Raw genomic sequence first — 21,017 nt, 5'->3', positions numbered from 1 at the left:
AAACATCAAAAAGTTAACAGATGATAGATTTTACTGAATTATTATTCGGTTTCCATCCAAAGTTACATAAAATATACCGAGTGCATTCAAGTTACGGACTGCATACATCAGACTTTCCGTACGACTGGCCACAAAATGCATTTTATAATCGAGCATCTCATCATTCTCAAATACCACATCTACATTGTACCAACGTCCCAACTCCTGCATTATCTCTACAAGCGACACATTGTCAAAATAGAAATAGCCGTTCTGCCATTCCAGATAGGGGTAAATGTCTACCGCTTGTTTTCTTAACATCCCATCTTCCGTCAGCGACGCTTGTTCTTCCGGCTGTAAAGTCAACGCAGGCGCCATATCGTTGGCAACAGTCACTTTACCTTCCAATAAAGTAACATGAGCATCAAGTTTAGAGTAGGAACGCACATTGAACTTTGTTCCGAGAACTACCGTTTCAAAATAGTCCGTTTTTACAATAAAAGGATGTTCTTTATCAGGAGCTACATCAAAATAGGCTTCTCCTTTCAAATAGACAATGCGCTGTTCTTTCACAAAAACATCCGGAAAAATCAATTGACTGGCAGCATTAAGCAAAACAGTAGTCCCGTCGGAAAGAGTAACCGTATAATCCTGCCCGCAAGGAGTGGTCAACGTTTGTAATTGCTCTTCAATAGGCAAGGTTGCAGCTTTCTTTGTACTCAAATCAATAGATTTACGGGTAGCAATTATTCCATGAGCATATAACTCTTGGTCCGGTGTTTCTTCCTTAATTATATAAGTAATATCTCCAAAATTCAACTTTGGATCCACTGCCGATTTATCGGCAGCAAATACTTGAACCTGCACTACAGAAGGATGATAAAAGAAGACACCTAAAAATAATCCGAGAAAAAGTACAGCCGCTACCGATGCAACAATACACCAGCGTTTCAAACGTAACATCTTAATATTTACGTTCTGTTGCATTTCATGGGAGGAGGGACGCACTTGTTTTTGCTTCTCCCAAAAACGCTTCCGCTCCTCTTCCATATCAGGAAGAGGAACCTTATCCATAGCCATGGCCCGTTTATAATCTAATATCAGGCGAATATCTTCTTTATCATTTATATCTTCTATCATATTACTACAACTGTCTTTTATATTTATACGGAGTCGATCCTTTTTGAGGTACTTTTTTTACGGTTTTATAACAGATAAACGTTCACGAAGTATAGCCAGCGCCTTCATAATATGTTTCTTTACCGCACTCGAAGTGACATCGAGAATTTCTGCTACTTCCCTATATTTTTTATTATTAAAATAACACTGTTCCAAAACAAAACGCGTACGAGGCGGTAATTCCGATATAATCTGTTTCACATTGTTCATTCGTTCCTCGTATTCCTCCGGAGTCAATCCTTCTTCATCTTCTACTGCCTCTTGCAAATATTCCGCATACTGCCGGGCAGCCTGGTCATGTCTCAAATAATCAATACATTTATTCCGTACGCACGAATACAGGAAACTACCTACAGTAGCATTTTCCAAACGCTCTACATTTTCCCATGCCTGACCGAACACATCTGATACAATATCACGACAGATCTCTGAGTCTTCCACAAAACCATAGGCATAGTAAAAGAGTTGAGGATAATATTTATCATATATCCTGTCAAATTCATCCATCGTAATCTTCGAACTATCTTTATGCGTCTTCATCTGCGAATGATTTGGTGGTTTATTTTTTCGAGTTAATTACTTTCAAGAAAATACCGTGACTTTATACTGCTTCACCGATTTCTTGATAACTCAACGTCCTCACTTCAGTGAGAGTTCGAGTAAAACCGCCAAATATATAAAAAGAACAAGTAAAAAGCAAAAAAGAGGGAAAATAATACTTAGGATTTATGTAACGCTTCAATCAGCAACGTTATATTTGCCGTAAACAGCCTCACTGAAATAGCCAGCAGGATAATACCGAAGAATTTACGGATAAGATAGATACCGCCTTTTCCGAGAAAACGTTCCACACGCCCGGTCATACTAACGACGAAATACACCCAAATCATATTCAAAACCAATGCAATGATGATATTAATACTGGCATATTCCGCCCGAAGAGAAAGCAATGTAGTGAAAGCTCCGGCACCTGCCAGCAAAGGAAAGACAAGCGGTACTAGAGTGGCTTCTTTGATAGGTCCTTGATTCTTGAAAATTTCAACGTCCAGAATCATTTCCAAAGACATGAGGAAAATAACAAACGCACCGGCAACGGCAAAAGATTCAATATCTACATGGAAGAGTTTCAGCATCATATCTCCCGCATAGAAAAATCCTATCAAGAGGGCAAAAGAGATGACAGTAGCTTTCGTTGCATTCACATCCTTCCCTTTTTCCTTTAGGTTTATTATAATAGGTATGGAGCCAATAATATCTATTACCGCAAAAAGTACAATAAATGCACTGACCATCTGCTGCCAATCAAAACCTGCAAACATAATTTCCTCCTTTTTTCTGCAAATATACTCTATTTTTATGCATTCAAACAATAAAAAAAACAAAAAGAAAAGGTATATATTGACAGTAGTATTGTATTATGAGTAAATTTGTACGATTAACAAGAGATTACGACGTATGGAAACAATGTTCGACACTTTGCTCCAATTGCCTTTATTCCAAGGTCTTTGTCATGAAGATTTCACCAGTATACTGGATAAGGTAAAGCTACACTTTATCAAGCATAGAGCGGGAGAAACTATCATTGAAAGTGGTACTCCTTGTACACAACTCCGCTTTCTGCTAAAAGGCGAGGTTTCAATTGTCACCAATTCTAAAGAAAACATTTACACTGTCATTGAACAAATGGAAGCGCCCTACCTGATAGAGCCGCAGTCGTTATTCGGAATGAATACGAATTATAATTCTTCTTATATAGCGCACACGGAAGCACATACAGTAAGCATCAGCAAAGTGTTTGTACTCAGCGACCTGTTCAAATACGAGATTTTCCGGCTCAACTACATGAATATTGTCAGCAACCGGGCACAAAATCTTTATTCACGCTTATGGGAAGAGCCTACACAGGATTTAAAGGATAAAATCATTCGCTTTTTCCTGCTACATTGCGAGAAGCCACAGGGAGAAAAGATATTCAAAGTAAAGATGGACGACCTTGCCCGTTATTTGGATGATACGCGGTTGAATACTTCCAAAGCGCTTAATGAATTACAAGATAGTGGTTTGCTTGAATTACGCCGGAAAGAGATTCTTATTCCGGATGCACAAAAGTTGACAAGCGAATAAGTTCAGGCACGGATTTCACGGTATTCATTTAATCAGAACCGTGTTATCCGTGAAATCCGTGCCCAAATAAAAAAATCAAAAGGAAGCTTTGAAGCTTCCTTTTTCTATAACCGGTATTTGTTATTCCCATTCAATGGTTGCAGGCGGTTTGGAACTGATATCATAGGTTACACGGTTCACGCCTTTCACCTTATTAATAATATCATTCGAAACTTTACCCAAAAATTCATAAGGCAAATGCGCCCAGTCGGCAGTCATGGCATCCGTAGATGTCACGGCACGCAAGGCGACCGCCCTTTCATAAGTACGTTCATCCCCCATTACACCGACAGACTGCACCGGCAACAGGATAACTCCTGCCTGCCAGACCTTATCATACAATCCCCAGTCACGCAATCCCTGAATGAAGATATCGTCAGCATCTTGTACGATACGCACTTTCTCCGGAGTAATATCACCCAAAATACGTACAGCCAGACCCGGCCCGGGGAACGGATGGCGGGTAATCAGATGTTCAGGCATACCTAATTCGCGACCTACACGGCGAACTTCATCCTTGAACAACAAACGAAGCGGCTCACACAACTTCAGATTCATCTTTTCGGGAAGACCACCTACATTGTGATGGCTCTTAATCACCGTACCTGTGATAGACAATGACTCGATACAGTCCGGATAAATCGTACCTTGAGCCAGCCATTTCACATCTTTTATCTTGTGAGCTTCTACATCGAACACGTCAATAAAGCCCTTACCTATAATCTTGCGCTTTTTCTCCGGTTCAGCCACACCAGCCAATTCCGAAAAGAATTTCTCACTGGCATCCACCCCGATTACGTTCAGACCGAGACATTCGTAATCAGTCATCACATTCTTGAATTCATTCTTACGCAGCATGCCATGGTCTACGAAGATACAAGTCAGGTTCTTACCGATAGCCTTGTTCAGCAATACCGCAGCTACGGAAGAATCAACTCCACCGCTCAAACCGAGTACTACCTTATCGTCACCCAACTGCTCTTTCAATTCAGCTACTGTGCTTTCAATGAAAGAAGCCGGCGACCAGTCCTGCTTGCAACCGCAAACATTCACCACAAAGTTCTTCAGAATTTGTGTCCCATCTTCACTATGGAACACTTCCGGATGGAATTGCACGCCCCACACATTTTCACCCTCTATCTGATAGGCCGCAATCTCCACTTTATCCGTCGAAGCTATTTTCTTGAAATTATCAGGGATAGCAGTAATCGTATCCCCATGACTCATCCATACCTGCGAACCCTCACGAACTCCTTTCAACAACACATTATCCTTGCAAAAAGAAGCCAGATGTGCACGTCCGTACTCACGTGTACCGGCCGGTTCAACTTTTCCGCCATTGGTGTACGACAGATACTGCGCACCATAACAGATACCTAATATGGGATATTTGCCACGAATTTCACTTAAATCGACTTTAAAAGCATCTTTATCATAGACTGAAAAAGGACTTCCGGAAAGAATGACTCCCTTAACCGAGATGTCATCTTTAGGAAATTTGTTGTAAGGAACTATTTCACAATACGTATCCAATTCGCGGACACGACGGCCTATAAGCTGTGTCGTCTGCGAGCCGAAATCAAGAATTATTATCTTTTCCTGCATATTAATGGTTGGATTTTAAATAAATTGGTTTGCAAAAGTAGAAAAAAGTGCGCAATCTATATTAATAATGAAGAGAAAAATAAGGAGATTCACAAGATAACACTTGGAATCTCCTTATTTTATTAGGTTCAACTATTCTTTTCTTTCAGTAAATCGCGAATCTCCGTCAGCAATATTTCCTCTTTCGTCGGCACAGGAGGAGCGGGAGGTGCTGCCGCAGCTTCTTCTTTTTTCTTCGTTGTCAGCTTAGTCAGCAAACGTATAAATAAGAATATAGCAAAAGCAATGATAAGGAAATCAAAAGTAGCCTGCAAGAACTGACCGTAATCCAAAGATACCGCCGGCGCAATCTCCTTGCCGTCGGCTCCTACCTCAGCCGCTTTCATTACCCATTTCAAATCCGTAAAGTTCACACCACCAACCAATAAACCGATCGGGGGCATGATTACGTTAGCCACCAATGACGATACGATTTTTCCAAACGCACCACCAATAACTACACCGACAGCCATGTCGATAACGTTGCCTTTCATTGCAAACGCCTTAAAGTCCTGTAAAAATGTACTCTTTCCCATCTTTTTCAATATTTAATGTGAATTTAATGTGCGAATATAAAAACATTTTTGTAATTTTGCACCGCATTTGAAAATAAAACAAGTGCGGAGGCTGAGAGATATTTGAACAAATATTATAAAACCCTTAAAAGTTTAAACAAAATGATTAAAGTAGGTATTAATGGATTCGGACGTATCGGACGTTTCGTTTTCCGCGCTGCAATGAAAAGAAACGATATTCAAATCGTAGGTATCAATGACCTTTGCCCGGTTGATTACTTGGCTTATATGCTGAAATATGATACAATGCACGGTCAGTTCGATGGTACTATCGAAGCAGATGTTGAAAACAGTAAATTGATTGTTAACGGTCAAGCTATCCGTATCACAGCTGAAAGAAATCCGGCTGACTTGAAATGGAATGAAGTAGAAGCTGAATACGTTGTTGAATCTACAGGTTTATTCTTGAGCAAAGACAAAGCTCAGGCTCACATCGAAGCTGGTGCAAAATACGTTGTAATGTCAGCTCCTTCTAAAGATGATACTCCGATGTTCGTTTGCGGTGTAAACGAAAAAACATACGTGAAAGGTACTCAATTCGTATCTAACGCTTCTTGTACTACTAACTGTCTGGCTCCTATCGCTAAAGTATTGAACGACAAGTTCGGTATCCTTGACGGTTTGATGACTACAGTTCACTCTACAACTGCTACTCAGAAAACAGTTGACGGTCCTTCTATGAAAGACTGGAGAGGTGGTCGTGCTGCTTCTGGCAACATCATCCCTTCTTCTACTGGTGCTGCTAAGGCTGTAGGTAAAGTTATCCCTGCATTGAACGGCAAACTGACTGGTATGTCTATGCGTGTTCCGACTTTGGATGTATCTGTAGTTGACTTGACAGTTAACTTGGCTAAACCTGCTAGCTACGCTGAAATCTGCGCTGCTATGAAAGAAGCTTCTGAAGGCGAATTGAAAGGTATCCTGGGTTACACTGAAGATGCAGTAGTTTCTTCTGACTTCTTGGGTGACGCTCGTACTTCTATCTTCGATGCTAAAGCTGGTATCGCTTTGACTGATACATTCGTTAAAGTTGTATCTTGGTATGACAACGAAATCGGTTACTCTAACAAAGTTCTTGACTTGATCGCTCACATGGCATCAGTTAACGCTTAATTAGAAGATTAACATATAAGAAACCGCTGCGGGTAACCGTGGCGGTTTTTTTGTATTCATTTTATATATTGTTAAAAAGCAAGCGGTTATCCGTTGAATCAGCCACAATTTTAGTAGTTTTGTATTTCTATGGAGAGATTATTAATAACATTGATACTAGTTTGCACCATGAACAATATAACAAATGCCCAGAATCCTTTCTTCGGGCAATACCAGACACCGCACGGAACCGTGCCCTTTGACCGGATAAAAACCGAACACTATGAACCTGCCATCCTTGAAGGAATCAAGCAGCAGAATGCAGAAATAGATGCTATCATACAGAATCCGGAAAAAGCGACTTTCAGCAATACAATAGAAGCTTTCGAAAATTCGGGAGATTTATTGGATAGAGTGGCAGCCGTTTTCGGGAATATGCTCAGCGCAGAGACAAACGATGACCTGCAGGAACTGGCTCAAAAAATCATGCCGTTACTTAGCGAGCATAGTAACAACATCACGCTGAACGAAAAGCTTTTCGCACGCGTGAAAGAAGTGTATAACCAAAAAGAAAACTTAAAACTTACACAGGAGCAAAGCAAGCTACTGGAAAATGCCTATAACAGTTTCGTCCGCCACGGTGCCAATCTGGAAGGCGAAGCACGGGAAGAATACCGCCGGCTGACAACGGAATTGAGCAAACTGACGCTTGACTTCAGCGAAAACAACCTGAAAGAGACGAACCGTTACCAGATGTTGTTGACAAAAAAGGAAAGTCTTGCCGGATTACCCGACATTATCGTAGAAGCCGCTGCTGAAACAGCGAAAAACGAAGATAAGGAAGGATGGGCGTTCACGCTTCATGCACCAAGCTATGTCCCTTTTATGACATATGCAGATAACCGCGACTTACGCCAAAGACTGTATATGGCTTTTAATACTAAATGTACGCACGATAATGAGTTCAACAACATCGAAATCGTGAAGAAGATAGCCAATACACGCATGAAGATAGCCCAACTGTTGGGATATAAAGATTATGCGGAATATATGCTCGTGAAAAGGATGGCTGAAAACAGTGAATCTGTATATAAGCTACTCAATCAACTTTTGGAAGCATATACCCCCACCGCACAGCAGGAATACAAAGAAGTACAGGAACTGGCCCGTCAGGAGCAAGGAGACGATTTTGTGGTAATGCCTTGGGACTGGAGCTATTATTCCAACAAGCTGAAAGACAAAAAATTCAATATCAACGAAGAAATGCTCCGCCCCTACTTTGAACTCGAACAAGTAAAGAAAGGGGTATTCGGACTGGCGGAAAAGCTGTATGGAATCACATTCCGGAAGAATACGGAAATTCCTGTTTACCATAAAGATGTAGAAGCTTTCGAAGTATTCGATAAAGACGGAAAATTCCTGGCTGTCTTATATACAGACTTCCATCCACGTCTCGGAAAACGTTCGGGTGCCTGGATGACAAGTTACAAAGACCAATGGATAAATCAACAGACGGGTGAGAACAGCCGTCCGCATGTATCTGTAGTAATGAACTTCACCAAGCCGACCGAGAACAAACCTGCCCTGTTGACATTCAACGAAGTGGAAACATTCCTGCATGAATTCGGGCATAGCCTGCATGGCATGTTTGCCAACTCTACCTATAAGAGTTTAAGCGGTACAAATGTATATTGGGACTTTGTAGAACTTCCTTCACAGATTATGGAGAATTTCGCCATTGAGAAGGACTTTCTGAATACTTTCGCCCGTCATTATCAGACTGGAGAAATCTTGCCGGATGAATTAATCAAGCGTCTGGTAGACGCTTCGAATTTCAATATTGCATACGCCTGCCTGAGACAGTTAAGTTTCGGACTGCTTGATATGGCATGGTACACTCGCACTACCCCTTTTGAGGGAGATGTGAAAGCCTATGAACAGGAAGCATGGAAAAAGACGCAGATACTGCCGATAGTACAAGAAGCTTGTATGAGCACTCAATTCTCACATATCTTTGCAGGTGGATATGCCGCAGGATATTACAGCTACAAATGGGCGGAAGTACTGGATGCTGATGCTTTTTCACTATTCAAGCAAAAAGGGATATTCAATCAGGAAGTTGCTGACTCGTTCCGCACCAATATCCTGTCTAAAGGGGGTACGGAGCATCCGATGACGCTTTACAAACGCTTCCGCGGGCAGGAACCGACTATTGACGCTTTATTAATCAGAAACGGAATTAAGAAATAAGTATCAAGTATTAAATATTAGGTATGAAGAAGAATATATTTCAAATAGTAGGTTTATTCCTATTGCTTCCCTTATTTGCAGGGTGCAACGATACAGATGATGTAGCTGCCATCTTTACAGGAAAAACGTGGAAATTGAACTATATCACAGTGGATGGTGGTCACGAAATGTTCGGTTTTTGGGAGAATGAAGCGGAAAAAAAGAAAAGTATTGAAGAGCTTAATAAAAATGGAACATACAATGTCATATTTGAAGGCGTAGCTGAAGGAGATCTCATCAGTGGAAAAATAAGAGGAACTGTAGTCGCTTCTTATTCCCTTGCAGGAACCTGGAGCGCAAACGGCAAAAACAATGACTTCAACGCCAATATCACCGAAGGAAATGATGGTGGAGACAAACTAGCCAAAAGCTTCATACAAGGCCTCAACAATGCGACATCGTATGAAGGGGATAATAAAAACTTATACCTTTTATATAAGCCTGCCGGAAGCCAACAAACTTTCCGTATGGTTTTCCGTGTAGTAAATAACTAATCAGCAAAACGACATGGACTCAGAAAAGAAACAATTAGAACTTGACAAACGTTATATACGTATGGCTAGCATTTGGGCTGAAAATTCCTATTGTCAACGCCGTAAAGTAGGAGCCTTAATCGTTAAGGATAAAATGATTATCTCCGACGGGTATAACGGAACGCCTTCCGGCTTCGAGAACGTATGCGAAGATGAAAACAACTTGACAAAGCCATACGTCCTGCATGCGGAAGCAAACGCCATTACTAAAATAGCACGTTCAAACAACAGTAGTGACGGAGCCACGATGTATGTCACGGCTTCCCCCTGCATCGAATGTGCAAAGTTAATCATACAGGCAGGAATCAAGCGGGTAGTTTACTCCGAGCATTATCGCCTGGAAGATGGAATAGAGTTATTAAAACGGGCAGGAATTGAGGTCATCTACACAGAACCGGATGATAATTCTGCTTCGAACAAATAATAAGACGAACGTTTTAAAAAAGGAATAGACATGAGTACAAAAAACTCTTCACGTTTCACACCTGTCATCATAGCAGTCAGCGTGGTTCTCGGGATTCTTATCGGCACATTTTATGCCAAGCATTTCGCCGGCAACCGCCTGGGTATCATCAACGGCTCTTCCAACAAGCTGAATGCGTTGCTGCGAATTGTAGATGACCAGTATGTAGACACTGTTAACATGACCGATCTCGTAGAAAAAGCGATGCCACAGATTTTGGCCGAACTTGATCCGCATTCAACTTACATCCCGGCCCAGAATCTTGAAGAAGTCAACTCAGAACTGGAAGGCAGCTTTAGCGGAATCGGAATTCAATTCACCATACAGAATGACACCATCCATGTAAATGCGGTCATTCAGGGCGGCCCTTCCGAAAAAGTAGGACTGATGGCGGGCGACCGTATCGTCATGGTAGACGACAGTCTCTTTGTCGGTAAAAAGGTGACTAATGAACGGGCGATGCGTACCCTTAAAGGGCCTAAAGGTTCCCAAGTGAAGCTAGGAGTCAAGCGTATGGGAGAGAAAGATCTATTGAACTTTAGTATCACCCGTGGAGACATTCCTCAAAATACGGTTGATGCAGCCTATATGGTAAACGATGATATCGGCTACGTAAAAGTCAGCAAATTCGGCCGTACCACTCATGTAGAACTGCTCAATGCATTGGCTCAACTCAACCATAAGAAATGTAAAGGGCTGATTATCGACCTGCGCGGTAATACCGGTGGATATATGGAAGCCGCTATCCGCATGGTTAATGAGTTCCTGCCTGAAGGAAAACTGATTGTATATACTCAAGGCCGCAAATATCCGCGTGCGGAAGAATTTGCCAACGGCACAGGTAGCTGTCAGAAGATGCCGCTCGTCGTATTGATTGACGAAGGTTCTGCCTCTGCCAGTGAAATCTTCACCGGAGCTATTCAGGACAACGACCGGGGTACAGTAGTAGGACGCCGCTCCTTTGGCAAGGGACTGGTTCAACAACCTATCGACTTCAGCGATGGTTCGGCTATCCGCCTGACGATTGCCCGCTACTACACTCCATCCGGACGCTGCATCCAACGTCCTTACGAAAGTGGAAAAGACCGTAACTACGAACTCGACTTATACAACCGTTACGAACATGGTGAGTTCTTCTCTCGCGACAGCATCAAGCAAAATGAGAAAGAACGTTATAACACGAGCCTGGGACGTACTGTATATGGCGGCGGCGGCATCATGCCCGATATATTCGTGCCACAAGACACGACAGGAGTCACTTCCTATCTTTCTACAGTCATCAACCGTGGGCTGACTATTCAGTTTACATTCCAATATACGGATAATAACCGGAAAAAACTCAGCCAATACGAGACTGAAGAAGAGTTACTGAACTATCTCCGTCATCAGGGTCTGGTTGAACAGTTTGTCCGTTTTGCCGACAGCAAGGGAGTGAAAAGAAGAAACATTCTTATCCAGAAATCCTACAAGCTACTGGAAAAGAATATCTATGGCAACATCATCTACAATATGCTAGGGTTGGAAGCCTATCTCCAATACTTCAACAAGACAGACGCCACTGTCAATAAAGGTATCGAGATACTCGAAAAAGGAGAAGCCTTCCCTAAAGCTCCGGTAGCAGTGGAAGAGGAAGAAGTGACAAAGGACAAGAAAGATGGAAAGAAAAAAAGAACTGCGCAAGTATATAGCATCACTGAAGACCCGTCACGAGGGTTCAGCTATGCTGAAGTTGCAATCAGCTAAAGTACTTGCCGCCCTCGAAGCCCATCCGGCTTTCAGGGCGGCAAATACTATATTGCTCTATCATTCGTTGAAAGACGAAGTAGACACACACACGTTTATCCGGAGATGGAGTAATGAAAAACGGATTCTGCTTCCGGTAGTCGTAGGCGATGATTTGGAATTACGCATATATAGCAGCCCTGAAGACATGGCAACCGGTAGTTACGGAATAGAAGAACCTACCGGAGAAGTATTCACAGACTATGCCAGTATAGACTTTATTGCCGTTCCCGGAGTTGCTTTTGATGCCAAAGGTAACCGGTTGGGACGGGGAAAGGGATATTATGACCGCCTTCTGCCACGTATTCCGTCAGCCTATAAAGCAGGTATTTGTTTTCCGTTTCAATTAGTAGAAGAAGTTCCTGCGGATTCATACGATGTACGCATGGACATAATCATAACAAACAATGAGGACGAATTATCACACCCATACCACCCGCTGCCATCATGCGACAGGGAGTGACGAAGAATTTGTTTTAAGCGCCATCAAAGGCGGTTATCAGGAATTAGGATTCTCTGACCATACCCCGTGGAAATACAATACCAATTATGTATCCGACATCCGCATGACTCCCGAAGAACTGCCGGAGTATGTAGAAAGCCTCCGTTCGCTGCGGGAAAAGTACAAAGAACAAATCAGCATAAAAATAGGGCTGGAATGTGAATATTTCCCGGATTACCTGTACTGGTTGAAAGGAGTCGTCAAGGAATATCAATTGGATTACATCATCTTCGGAAATCACCATTTTCATACAGATGAAAAATTCCCCTACTTCGGTCGGCATACAGATACAGTAGACATGCTCGAACTTTACGAAGAGAGTGCCATTGAAGGGATGGAAAGCGGATTATTCGCTTACTTGGCACACCCGGATTTATTCATGCGTTCCTATCCCCGATTCGACCGTCACTGCAAATTAGTCAGCAGACATATCTGCCGGACAGCGGCACGGTTAAACCTTCCGTTGGAATATAACCTCGGCTATGAAGATTACAATGACGAACATGGAATTACCACCATTCCCCACCCTGATTTCTGGGAAATAGCCGCTCACGAAGGCTGTACTGCCATTATCGGAGTAGACGCACATAATAATCAGTATTTGGAAACACCATTCTATTATGACCGTGCAGTCGAAACACTCAAGAAGTCGGGAATAAAGGTAACAGACACGATACCTTTCCTCACCGGAAAATGATATTTGTAATAACCGTAGCCCCCACTTTTTCATTGAGTGCACGTACCAGCATTTCGCGTCCCATCATCAATTCCTGACGAAGAGCTGCGGAAGTGAGATGCACATATAAAGTCTGGTTACGAATATAAAGATTGTTGGTATAAGCCGCCGCAGGTCCCAGGATTTTGGGCCAGGCATCCAGCAATCTTTGTTCGTTCAACGGAGATTCCAAACTCTCCTGACGAAGAAACTGCTGAATCAGTTTTCCTATTGGTTCTGCATCGTTACGTTTCATTATTCAGCTTCCATTTCGTGAATTACTCCTGCTTCCACACGGAAAATCTTAAAATCACTGCCTACCTTATGCAAGATGCGATCCAAATGTTCCCGGTTCGTATCCGTTATAAATATCTGCCCGAAGTTATCTCCCGCAACCAATTTAACGATCTGTTCCACACGCGAAGCGTCCAGTTTATCGAAAATATCATCCAACAATAATAAAGGAACAGTCCTTCCGGTACGTTTCAAAAAGTCAAACTGTGCCAATTTCAATGCCACCAAATACGTTTTATTCTGGCCCTGCGACCCTTCCTTCTTTATTGGAAACTCGCCCAGCATCATATTCAGCTCATCTTTATGAATCCCCCGCAAGGAGAATCCCATAATCTTGTCCCGTTCCCTGCTTTGCTTCAGCACTTCCATCAAAGAAGCATCCCGTGCATGAGACTCATAAGACAATCCGACCTGTTCCTTATCCTGTGAAATGAAAGAATAGAAAGACTGGAAGATGGGAATAAACTCTTTGATAAACGCCTCACGTTTCCTGAATACGACTTCACCCGCCTGCGCCATCATTTCTTCCCATACCAGAAACAATTCTTCTTCCACAGGGAACTCACTTTTCAATAAAGTGTTGCGTTGTGTCAATGCTTTGTTATACCGTATCAACGCATCCAGATACTCCTTATCATACTGGGAAATCACGACATCCATAAACCGACGACGTTCATCACTTCCCCCGGCTATCAATTCAGAGTCGGCAGGCGACACCATCACCAAAGGCAGAAAACCGATGTGATCGGAAAAACGGCTATACTCCTTCTTGTTACGCTTGAACTGCTTCTTTGAACGACGCTTCATCCCGCAATATATCTCCTCAGGAGTTCCGTCCTCAGCTTCATAAAAACCCTGGATAACAAAGAAGTCCTGTTCGTGACGAATATTCTGTGAATCAATCGGATTGCCGGAACTTTTGCAGAAAGACAAAAAATACACTGCATCCAGCAGATTCGTCTTTCCCATCCCATTCTGCCCGAAAAAACAATTCAGTTTGGCAGAGAATCCCAACTCCACCTCTTCCAAATTCTTATAGTTTAATATGGATATTCGTTTCAGTATCATTATGTACGCGTTAATTTGCTCACAAAAGTAGCAAGATTTTCGTGGTTTTCGGGTGTAAAACAAAAAAAGATGGCTCTAAATTTCATTTGTAGATATAAAAAAACTAATTTTGCGAGTCGAAATATCAAACCGTGAATAATAACAAAAAGAATCATATAAAATGGCAGAACAGAAAAATCAGAATGAACATCTGAACGTAGAAGATGCACTGACACAATCGGAAGCATTTCTTATCAAGTACAAAAACGCAATCATCGGCGGTGTTGTTGCTGTAATCATTATTGTAGCAGGTATTATCATGTACAAGAACCTCTATGCTGAACCACGTGAAGAAAAAGCACAGGCAGCCCTCTTCAAAGGACAGGAATACTTTGAGCAGGATGCTTTCGAGCAAGCACTGAACGGTGACAGCATCGGTTTCGTCGGTTTCCTGAAAGTAGCTGACGACTACAGCGGAACAAAAGCAGCTAACCTGGCAAAAGCATACGCAGGTATTTGCTATGCACAACTCGGCAAATACGAAGAAGCAGTGAAGATGCTGGATGACTTTAACGGAAAAGACCAGATGGTTGCTCCCGCAATTCTGGGTGCCGCAGGCAACTGCTATGCACAACTCGGCCAACTGGATAAAGCAGCCTCTACTTTGCTCTCGGCAGCAGACAAAGCTGACAACAACACATTGAGCCCGATCTTCTTGGTACAAGCCGGAGAAATCCTGGTGAAACAAAACAAATTTGACGATGCTATAAAAGCTTACACTAAGATCAAGGATAAATACTTCCAGTCTTACCAAGCTATGGACATCGACAAATATATCGAGCAGGCCAAACTGATGAAGAAATAATATACCTTATTATATATAGGATATTCAGGCACGGATTACACAGATTGACACGGATTAAAACAGTTATCAACTACAACCGTGAAATCCGTGTAATCCGTGCCTTTTTTCTCAATCCTTTCTAAAACTTTCATTTTTTAATTTTTAATTCTCAATTTATTATGGCAACAGCTTATCATAATTTATCCGAATACGATTTCAACTCCGTTCCGAACGCTGAAGATATGAAATTCGGCATTGTCGTATCCGAATGGAACTATAATATTACAGGTGCTTTGCTGAAAGGCGCAGTCGAAACATTGAAAAAACACGGAGCAAAAGAAGAAAATATTCTGGTGAAAACAGTTCCGGGAAGTTTTGAACTAACTTTCGGTGCGAACCAAATGATGGAAAATTGCGATATCGATGCAATTATTGCAATTGGTTGCGTAATTAAGGGAGATACTCCACATTTTGATTATGTTTGTATGGGAGCCACTCAAGGAATTACCGAATTAAACGCAACTGGCGATATACCAGTTATTTACGGATTAATTACCACTAATACAATGGAGCAAGCAGAGGATCGCGCCGGTGGCAAGCTAGGTAACAAAGGAGACGAATGTGCAATTTCTGCAATAAAAATGATAGATTTTGTTTGGAGTTTAAATAAATAGTTGTATCTTTGCACCGCAATTGAGAAACAAACTATCTCAAAAGCAAAAAAGGGCAAATACCAGAGTGGCCAAATGGGGCAGACTGTAAATCTGCTGTCTTTCGACTTCGGTGGTTCGAATCCATCTTTGCCCACAAAAATTGCGGAAGTAGCTCAGTTGATAGAGCATTAGCCTTCCAAGCTGAGGGTCGCGGGTTTGAGCCCCGTCTTCCGCTCTCCAAAGAGAATCTGAGAAATTGGATTCTCTTTTTTTGTTTTACTTCAGACCGCTATGATTATGAAAGATTCTCTGACACAAACTCACGTGCTCCGGTTAGCGCATCCCCCTATCCCAACCGTTCGTATCGGAATTATAGGATTGGGTAACCGGGGATTGCTCACCCTCCAACGTTATCTCCAAATAGAAGGCGTGGAGATAAAAGCTCTCTGCGAAATCAGGGAAGGCAACCTTCACAAAGCCCAACAACTACTAAAAGAAGCAGACCGCCCCGAAGCTATCGGATATACCGGAACGGACGGTTGGAAAAAGATGTGCGAATCGGATGGATTGGATTTGGTCTTCATCTGTACCGACTGGCTGATGCATACACCGATGGCTACCTTCGCCATGGAATGTAAGAAACACGTAGCCATTGAAGTTCCGGCGGCCATGAGCGTGGATGAATGTTGGCAACTAGTGGACACAGCGGAGAGAACCCGCCGCCACTGCATCATGTTAGAGAACTGCTGTTACGACCCTTTCGCATTGACTACACTTAATATGGCTCGCCGGGGAATACTTGGAGAAATCATGCATGTAGAAGGAGCTTACATTCACGACCTTCGTTCGATGTATTTTGCCGAAGAAAGCGAAGGCGGCTACCACAATCATTGGGGAAAAAGATACAGCATCGAACATACCGGCAATCCCTACCCTACCCATGGTCTGGGTCCTGCCTGTCAGATTCTCGACATTCACCGTAGCGACCGGATGGAATATCTTGTTTCCATGTCTACCCATCAGGCAGGAATGAGCGAATATGCCCGCCGGATGTTTGGTGAGTACTCACCGGAAGCTTGTCAGAAATATCAATTGGGGGATGTCAATACAACGCTTATCCATACGGTCAAGGGAAAAACAATCATGCTTCAGTACAGCGTATCCACTCCGCGTCCTTACAGCCGTCTGCAAACAGTATGCGGCACATTGGGATTTGCGCAGAAATATCCGGTTCCATGCATAACACTGGATCCGAACGGCGACACACCGCTTGCCGGAGAAAGATTAGAAAAAATGATGGCACGATACAAACACCCATTCAGCGCAACTATCGGTGAAGAAGCACACCGCAAGGGACTACCCAATGAAATGAACTACGTGATGGATTACCGCCTTATCTACTGCCTGCGCAACGGGCTTCCACTGGATATGGACGTGTACGACGCTGCCGAATGGTCATGTATCACAGAATTAAGCGAAAAATCCGTGTTGAATGGAAGCATGCCGATGAGTATACCCGACTTCACTCGGGGAGCATGGAAAACAACATGAATAAAAGAAGATTCTTTTTCAAAAATTTCAAGGTGAGGTGAATATGCCGTTCTACGGCTTTTTCACCGATCCCGCAGCGAAGGGCAATCTCCCGATAAGTCATATTCTCCTCCCTGCTCATTAAAAATATCTCACGTTGTCTTTCTGGCAGAACAGCGATCAACCGGTCGATATATTCCTTCAAATCCTCAGCCACCATCCGGTCTTCCTGATTATACGGCTCTTCATTCTCAATGGAACGTAATACCGTCATTTTGAACATATCTTCACGCATCCTGCTACGTGCCTTATTAAAAATGATATTCCGGGTAATAATAAATAAAAAGCCCTCCACCTTCCTGTTACTATCCAATAAATGGCGTGATTCCCAGAACTTCACAAAAACATCCTGCACAATTTCAGAAATACTATCAGAAGAAGTTACATATAGCTTGGTAAAATTATAGACTTTCTGCCAATAGTAATCATATAATGCAGCAAAAGCTATATTATTACCATTTTTCACTTGCTCTATCAACTCTTCTTCCTTCATATTGTATAAAATCTTGCTGTACACAAAGATAATATTTTTACCGAGAACTACATCTATAAAAAGCATGAAAAATGCCATAGATTAACACAGCCGTCACAGTTATCCGAAAAAACAGCCTTGTATCAATCTATGGCAAAATTTATAACATCAGTCAATTGGCAACCAGAATCCCAGTCCGTTTGCCTGCTGCCGAAACAGCATAAAGTTTATAACCATCATTCCAGTTACCGGAAAGCGTAAACATATCGGTAGCAGAAGGTGTCGTTTCACCACTGGAAACAAAGACAAGATTATCCGCCTCATCCCTCACTTCATAAACCACTACATTCTGCCAATTCTTTATTGTAATGGTATTGCCGCTTCGGGTTGCACTTGCTCCAGGTATAACCTGTGGCTTGGTCTTGTACAGTTCCCATGTATTATCCGATATATATTCAAGGGCTGTATCCTGCAATTTACTATATCCCAGACTCTCCACTTTCTTCTTCAGTGCATCCACCATACCTTCAGTCACTTTCAAGGTTTTCGTATCATAATCTTCAATCAGCCTGTCCACTGGAGTCAGAAATCCCCATTTTTCAAAGAAATCAAGCAAATTCAACCGGGCTGCCACACAACAATTATACACGAAATCCAATTGGATTTCCCCTTCACTCATGCCGCTATAATCTTTGGTACGGGCATACTCGAAAACCTCCGGATAAAAGCCGCCACAGTCCGACTGCTGAAGAGGAGTCAGTCCAAGTACCTTACCAAAGTAAAGTTCCAATTGCCAGAAAGGCACCAACTTGCAAAACACATCATTCGAATCATCCAGATTTGTAAAATCAGCATGAGAAGCTTTCGGAACAATAATGCCGTTCCATGCCTTCGAATACCTGTTACGGTAAACCGCTCCCATATCCTCGGTCTGTATTCGGGAAGGTTGGCCGAAAACCGTGGTCTGCACATACTCGGACATGATATTATTAGTCACCTCCGTCAGTCCTATCCACTTGATCCCCGGACGAGTCTGGTTGCAATGCCCGATTTCGTGAGCAGGCCCCCAGCAGCCGGTAGTTTTCAAGACATCAGGATCACACACATCTCCCATAGTCGTCTGATTATAAGCCGTATGATAAGCAGTTGCGTACATAAAAGAGTGATACATGACATTGAGATAGATTCTGTTCCCGAACATCTTGCCATATTTCTCCAAGCCGAGAAGTTGCATTTCACTGTGAGCAATCTTATCATAAAGATCAATCAATTCATTACCGTTTGTAGCAGCATACTTCCTGAAGTCATTGGTCTCAAATGTCAGATGCGCATACCGCCCCACCACATCAAAATATTTGTCCGTAGCTTTACCCAGCAATTCACTCCAACGCCCCCGATGCTCTACATTCTGCGAATCAAAATAACCGTTCACCGTGCCCGAAGCAAAATGAATCTTAACAGGCCGTGCCGTTTCCGCCTCTACCAATGTCTTGGTATGATACATCACATACACCAGTCCCTTTCCAGTCATTGTCAACTTATTAATGCCTTGATACAACGGATACGTAACTCCTCCGAAACCGTCACCTCCCGGTGCGTCCAGATTCTGTACCTTCATTCCAACGTTCTGTCCGTATGTATCGCCCACCATTACTACCAGAGTCTCTCCTTCTTTCACCGAGATTCCCGTCGGATTATCAAGAAGGCTGTACGGATTTGTCTTGTGAGTTTCCGACTGGATATCCGGATTTGGAAACGCCTTATAGTCCGCCACACGGAAATTTCTGTCATACTTATCCTTGAGCATATAATACGCCAGATTCTTGAAAAAAGGATATTTACAATTCTCGATATCCGCTTCCGTGATTCCCGCTTTCAGGTTGCTACACGTTTCATCCTCAAAAAGAGTGGAATAATCAAAAGCATTCAGATTCTTGGCATAAAACTCCATTTCGGCACAGGAAGCAAATCCCTGACCGTCTCCCGCACCGCTTTTCACGATAAAACGGAAAGACTTAGCCCGAACCGTATTGTCAAAAGTGACTCTGGCTGCTGTTGCCGCTCCCTCAAAATCCTTGTCAAGCAACTTCGTAAATACATTTCCATCTTCCGAATACTGAATTTCCACCTCCTTAAAATTACCATTATACCCTGACGGACGGGGATAATAAATCAGATAATCCACATCAGAGGCTTCCGCAAAATTATAAGTCAGCGTAATTGGGAAATAATTCGCTCCGCCATTAGACCAGCTCGAATGATACAACGTAGTATAATCACCGTCAAAAGACTTTCCGATAGCATCTTCCCCCTGATGGGAAGTATCAGTACCACTCACAACTTTCACTTTGATATCCCCTTCTATATCTTCTCCCGCACCGCCATTATATTCATTCAGACCGTGCTGTACAATCAAAACCGAAGCAGAAGCGGGAGTACTTTCTTCCGAAGCCCCTTCCGGCAAAACTTCCGTAAAAACAATAGTTCCCTCTCTCTTTTCATCCAATGTACTGCTTTTCACCACATAAGCATGAGTTGATGTCACCATTTCCGGTGCACGGGATTTTACTTTTTCAGAAATCCAATCAGGAAACCCGGCATTTACCTCCACATTGGTAGTGACATTGAAAGAAATCTCCTTCCCGATGACTTCCACTTCAAATACGTTTGTATCAATCAATATAGCAGGCTCATATCCCAACTGACGAACTTTAACCGTCTTTTTCAAGCCTTCCGCCGTTATTGTTATGACAGCCTCACGCACCAATCTTTCTTCACTTTCGTCTACGAAAATTTTCAGAATCTTTCCTGCCACAGAAAGCGTACACCAGCTCTTATCCGCCGTAGCCTCCCAAATCGGAGCATTCGTCGAAACCGTTATGTTCTGCGTGCCGGCTTCACATTTGAAGTCCACCACTTCCTTATTAACGGACAACTCGACCACCTCCAGCACCTCATCATCACTTGTACAAGAAAAAGCAACTGCCCAATGTACAAGTATGAAAAAGACAAATAAATATTTTTTTATATGACTGTTTACCATTTGCCGAAATCTTATTATTATGTAACTTTATTCAAAACACCCATAAAAAAGGCGGAAATCCAATATTATCCCTGAAAAGAAATATTCATATTTCCGCCTGATTTGTCTGCAAGACAAAATCTATCCGATTATTTCAATCTCTGCATGCTACGCTTCCC

Annotated in this window: 20 protein-coding genes and 2 tRNA genes; 13 read left to right on the top strand and 9 right to left on the bottom strand. The window is 42.6% G+C overall.

What is annotated here, in order from left to right:
• Positions 1-30: 30 nt before the first annotated feature.
• The 3 genes from AB5443_RS21045 to AB5443_RS21035 all read right to left on the bottom strand — a co-directional run bounded on the left by AB5443_RS21045 (position 31) and on the right by AB5443_RS21035 (position 2,477).
• Positions 31-1,119 carry a FecR family protein gene (locus AB5443_RS21045; protein ID WP_277135385.1) on the bottom strand — a complete coding sequence of 363 codons (1,089 nt, stop codon included), beginning with the start codon at positions 1,117-1,119 and terminating at the stop codon, positions 31-33.
• A gap of 57 nt (positions 1,120-1,176) precedes the next feature.
• Positions 1,177-1,698, bottom strand: coding sequence for an RNA polymerase sigma-70 factor (locus tag AB5443_RS21040; RefSeq protein ID WP_022137990.1), 522 nt, complete (start codon positions 1,696-1,698; stop codon positions 1,177-1,179).
• 179 nt (positions 1,699-1,877) lie between these two features.
• Positions 1,878-2,477 (bottom strand): MarC family protein, encoded by a 600-nt coding sequence (locus AB5443_RS21035; RefSeq protein WP_022137989.1) that lies wholly within the window; start codon positions 2,475-2,477, stop codon positions 1,878-1,880.
• Between the two features lie 136 nt (positions 2,478-2,613).
• Between AB5443_RS21035 and AB5443_RS21030 the strand changes: the two genes are divergently transcribed.
• Positions 2,614-3,282 carry a Crp/Fnr family transcriptional regulator gene (locus AB5443_RS21030; RefSeq protein WP_277135386.1) on the top strand — a complete coding sequence of 223 codons (669 nt, stop codon included), beginning with the start codon at positions 2,614-2,616 and terminating at the stop codon, positions 3,280-3,282.
• 120 nt (positions 3,283-3,402) lie between these two features.
• Here the strand turns inward: AB5443_RS21030 and guaA are convergent, their stop codons facing one another.
• Positions 3,403-4,926, bottom strand: a complete 1,524-nt coding sequence (gene guaA, locus AB5443_RS21025) for a glutamine-hydrolyzing GMP synthase (protein ID WP_277135387.1) — start codon at positions 4,924-4,926, stop codon at positions 3,403-3,405.
• A gap of 128 nt (positions 4,927-5,054) precedes the next feature.
• Positions 5,055-5,501, bottom strand: a complete 447-nt coding sequence (mscL, locus tag AB5443_RS21020) for a large-conductance mechanosensitive channel protein MscL (protein WP_277135388.1) — start codon at positions 5,499-5,501, stop codon at positions 5,055-5,057.
• A gap of 141 nt (positions 5,502-5,642) precedes the next feature.
• Between mscL and gap the strand changes: the two genes are divergently transcribed.
• The 7 genes from gap (at position 5,643) to AB5443_RS20985 (ending at position 12,898) form a co-directional block, all read left to right on the top strand.
• Positions 5,643-6,653 (top strand): type I glyceraldehyde-3-phosphate dehydrogenase, encoded by a 1,011-nt coding sequence (gap, locus tag AB5443_RS21015; RefSeq protein WP_073347768.1) that lies wholly within the window; start codon positions 5,643-5,645, stop codon positions 6,651-6,653.
• 168 nt (positions 6,654-6,821) lie between these two features.
• A complete protein-coding gene (locus tag AB5443_RS21010; RefSeq protein ID WP_195662988.1) occupies positions 6,822-8,882 on the top strand; it encodes a M3 family metallopeptidase in 2,061 nt (686 codons plus the stop codon).
• Positions 8,883-8,905: 23 nt separating this feature from the next.
• Complete coding sequence (locus AB5443_RS21005; protein WP_022140420.1) at positions 8,906-9,415, top strand: DUF4847 family protein; 510 nt, start codon at positions 8,906-8,908, stop codon at positions 9,413-9,415.
• A 13-nt stretch (positions 9,416-9,428) separates the two neighbouring features.
• A complete protein-coding gene (locus tag AB5443_RS21000) occupies positions 9,429-9,878 on the top strand; it encodes a dCMP deaminase family protein (RefSeq protein ID WP_277135389.1) in 450 nt (149 codons plus the stop codon).
• A 30-nt stretch (positions 9,879-9,908) separates the two neighbouring features.
• Positions 9,909-11,660 (top strand): S41 family peptidase, encoded by a 1,752-nt coding sequence (locus tag AB5443_RS20995; RefSeq protein ID WP_022140422.1) that lies wholly within the window; start codon positions 9,909-9,911, stop codon positions 11,658-11,660.
• Positions 11,638-12,162: a 5-formyltetrahydrofolate cyclo-ligase gene (locus tag AB5443_RS20990; RefSeq protein WP_277135394.1), complete on the top strand. Its 525-nt coding sequence runs from the start codon at positions 11,638-11,640 to the stop codon at positions 12,160-12,162. Before AB5443_RS20995 ends, AB5443_RS20990 begins: the two co-directional genes overlap by 23 nt.
• Positions 12,107-12,898 carry a histidinol-phosphatase gene (locus tag AB5443_RS20985; RefSeq protein ID WP_022140424.1) on the top strand — a complete coding sequence of 264 codons (792 nt, stop codon included), beginning with the start codon at positions 12,107-12,109 and terminating at the stop codon, positions 12,896-12,898. Before AB5443_RS20990 ends, AB5443_RS20985 begins: the two co-directional genes overlap by 56 nt.
• Here AB5443_RS20985 and AB5443_RS20980 read toward each other — a convergent pair.
• Both AB5443_RS20980 and AB5443_RS20975 read right to left on the bottom strand, forming a co-directional pair.
• Positions 12,885-13,172, bottom strand: a complete 288-nt coding sequence (locus AB5443_RS20980; RefSeq protein ID WP_022140425.1) for a DUF721 domain-containing protein — start codon at positions 13,170-13,172, stop codon at positions 12,885-12,887. The genes AB5443_RS20985 and AB5443_RS20980 overlap by 14 nt on opposite strands.
• Positions 13,172-14,278, bottom strand: a complete 1,107-nt coding sequence (locus AB5443_RS20975; RefSeq protein ID WP_167962763.1) for a DNA replication/repair protein RecF — start codon at positions 14,276-14,278, stop codon at positions 13,172-13,174. Before AB5443_RS20975 ends, AB5443_RS20980 begins: the two co-directional genes overlap by 1 nt.
• A gap of 160 nt (positions 14,279-14,438) precedes the next feature.
• On the opposite strand from AB5443_RS20975, the gene AB5443_RS20970 reads away from it, so the two are divergent.
• From AB5443_RS20970 to AB5443_RS20950, 5 genes are all read left to right on the top strand, one after another.
• Positions 14,439-15,122 carry a tol-pal system YbgF family protein gene (locus tag AB5443_RS20970; protein ID WP_022140427.1) on the top strand — a complete coding sequence of 228 codons (684 nt, stop codon included), beginning with the start codon at positions 14,439-14,441 and terminating at the stop codon, positions 15,120-15,122.
• 158 nt (positions 15,123-15,280) lie between these two features.
• Positions 15,281-15,775: a 6,7-dimethyl-8-ribityllumazine synthase gene (gene ribH / locus AB5443_RS20965; protein WP_044653432.1), complete on the top strand. Its 495-nt coding sequence runs from the start codon at positions 15,281-15,283 to the stop codon at positions 15,773-15,775.
• Positions 15,776-15,825: 50 nt separating this feature from the next.
• Positions 15,826-15,908 (top strand) — tRNA-Tyr (locus tag AB5443_RS20960).
• 8 nt (positions 15,909-15,916) lie between these two features.
• A tRNA-Gly gene (locus AB5443_RS20955) sits at positions 15,917-15,989 on the top strand.
• Between the two features lie 62 nt (positions 15,990-16,051).
• The gene (locus AB5443_RS20950) at positions 16,052-17,305 is read left to right on the top strand and encodes a Gfo/Idh/MocA family protein (RefSeq protein ID WP_022140429.1); all 1,254 of its coding nucleotides are present in this window, start codon (positions 16,052-16,054) and stop codon (positions 17,303-17,305) included.
• Here the strand turns inward: AB5443_RS20950 and AB5443_RS20945 are convergent.
• Both AB5443_RS20945 and AB5443_RS20940 read right to left on the bottom strand, forming a co-directional pair.
• Positions 17,277-17,837, bottom strand: a complete 561-nt coding sequence (locus AB5443_RS20945; RefSeq protein WP_073347762.1) for an RNA polymerase sigma factor — start codon at positions 17,835-17,837, stop codon at positions 17,277-17,279. The two genes, AB5443_RS20950 and AB5443_RS20945, sit on opposite strands and share 29 nt — an antisense overlap.
• Positions 17,838-17,988: 151 nt before the next feature.
• Positions 17,989-20,859: a M60 family metallopeptidase gene (locus AB5443_RS20940; RefSeq protein ID WP_368114337.1), complete on the bottom strand. Its 2,871-nt coding sequence runs from the start codon at positions 20,857-20,859 to the stop codon at positions 17,989-17,991.
• Between the last annotated feature and the right edge of the window lie 158 nt (positions 20,860-21,017).

This window comes from Bacteroides sp. RTP21281st1_H5_RTP21281_210402 (assembly GCF_040918965.1).
GTDB classification, from domain to species: domain Bacteria; phylum Bacteroidota; class Bacteroidia; order Bacteroidales; family Bacteroidaceae; genus Bacteroides; species Bacteroides congonensis.
This window is presented reverse-complemented; position numbering and strand designations above follow the sequence as displayed.

What these genes read in the sequence shown, in the direction of transcription:
- AB5443_RS20995 (WP_022140422.1), top strand. Translation starts at nt 9,909, where the DNA reads ATGAGTACAAAAAACTCTTCACGTTTCACACCTGTCATCATAGCAGTC.
- AB5443_RS21040 (WP_022137990.1), bottom strand. Translation starts at nt 1,698, where the DNA reads ATGAAGACGCATAAAGATAGTTCGAAGATTACGATGGATGAATTTGAC.
- AB5443_RS20945 (WP_073347762.1), bottom strand. Translation starts at nt 17,837, where the DNA reads ATGAAGGAAGAAGAGTTGATAGAGCAAGTGAAAAATGGTAATAATATA.
- AB5443_RS20950 (WP_022140429.1), top strand. Translation starts at nt 16,052, where the DNA reads ATGAAAGATTCTCTGACACAAACTCACGTGCTCCGGTTAGCGCATCCC.
- AB5443_RS20985 (WP_022140424.1), top strand. Translation starts at nt 12,107, where the DNA reads ATGAGGACGAATTATCACACCCATACCACCCGCTGCCATCATGCGACA.
- AB5443_RS21005 (WP_022140420.1), top strand. Translation starts at nt 8,906, where the DNA reads ATGAAGAAGAATATATTTCAAATAGTAGGTTTATTCCTATTGCTTCCC.
- AB5443_RS21030 (WP_277135386.1), top strand. Translation starts at nt 2,614, where the DNA reads ATGGAAACAATGTTCGACACTTTGCTCCAATTGCCTTTATTCCAAGGT.
- AB5443_RS20970 (WP_022140427.1), top strand. Translation starts at nt 14,439, where the DNA reads ATGGCAGAACAGAAAAATCAGAATGAACATCTGAACGTAGAAGATGCA.
- AB5443_RS20990 (WP_277135394.1), top strand. Translation starts at nt 11,638, where the DNA reads ATGCTGAAGTTGCAATCAGCTAAAGTACTTGCCGCCCTCGAAGCCCAT.
- AB5443_RS20940 (WP_368114337.1), bottom strand. Translation starts at nt 20,859, where the DNA reads ATGGTAAACAGTCATATAAAAAAATATTTATTTGTCTTTTTCATACTT.
- ribH (WP_044653432.1), top strand. Translation starts at nt 15,281, where the DNA reads ATGGCAACAGCTTATCATAATTTATCCGAATACGATTTCAACTCCGTT.
- gap (WP_073347768.1), top strand. Translation starts at nt 5,643, where the DNA reads ATGATTAAAGTAGGTATTAATGGATTCGGACGTATCGGACGTTTCGTT.
- AB5443_RS21035 (WP_022137989.1), bottom strand. Translation starts at nt 2,477, where the DNA reads ATGTTTGCAGGTTTTGATTGGCAGCAGATGGTCAGTGCATTTATTGTA.
- AB5443_RS20980 (WP_022140425.1), bottom strand. Translation starts at nt 13,172, where the DNA reads ATGAAACGTAACGATGCAGAACCAATAGGAAAACTGATTCAGCAGTTT.
- AB5443_RS21000 (WP_277135389.1), top strand. Translation starts at nt 9,429, where the DNA reads ATGGACTCAGAAAAGAAACAATTAGAACTTGACAAACGTTATATACGT.
- mscL (WP_277135388.1), bottom strand. Translation starts at nt 5,501, where the DNA reads ATGGGAAAGAGTACATTTTTACAGGACTTTAAGGCGTTTGCAATGAAA.
- AB5443_RS21010 (WP_195662988.1), top strand. Translation starts at nt 6,822, where the DNA reads ATGAACAATATAACAAATGCCCAGAATCCTTTCTTCGGGCAATACCAG.
- AB5443_RS20975 (WP_167962763.1), bottom strand. Translation starts at nt 14,278, where the DNA reads ATGATACTGAAACGAATATCCATATTAAACTATAAGAATTTGGAAGAG.
- guaA (WP_277135387.1), bottom strand. Translation starts at nt 4,926, where the DNA reads ATGCAGGAAAAGATAATAATTCTTGATTTCGGCTCGCAGACGACACAG.
- AB5443_RS21045 (WP_277135385.1), bottom strand. Translation starts at nt 1,119, where the DNA reads ATGATAGAAGATATAAATGATAAAGAAGATATTCGCCTGATATTAGAT.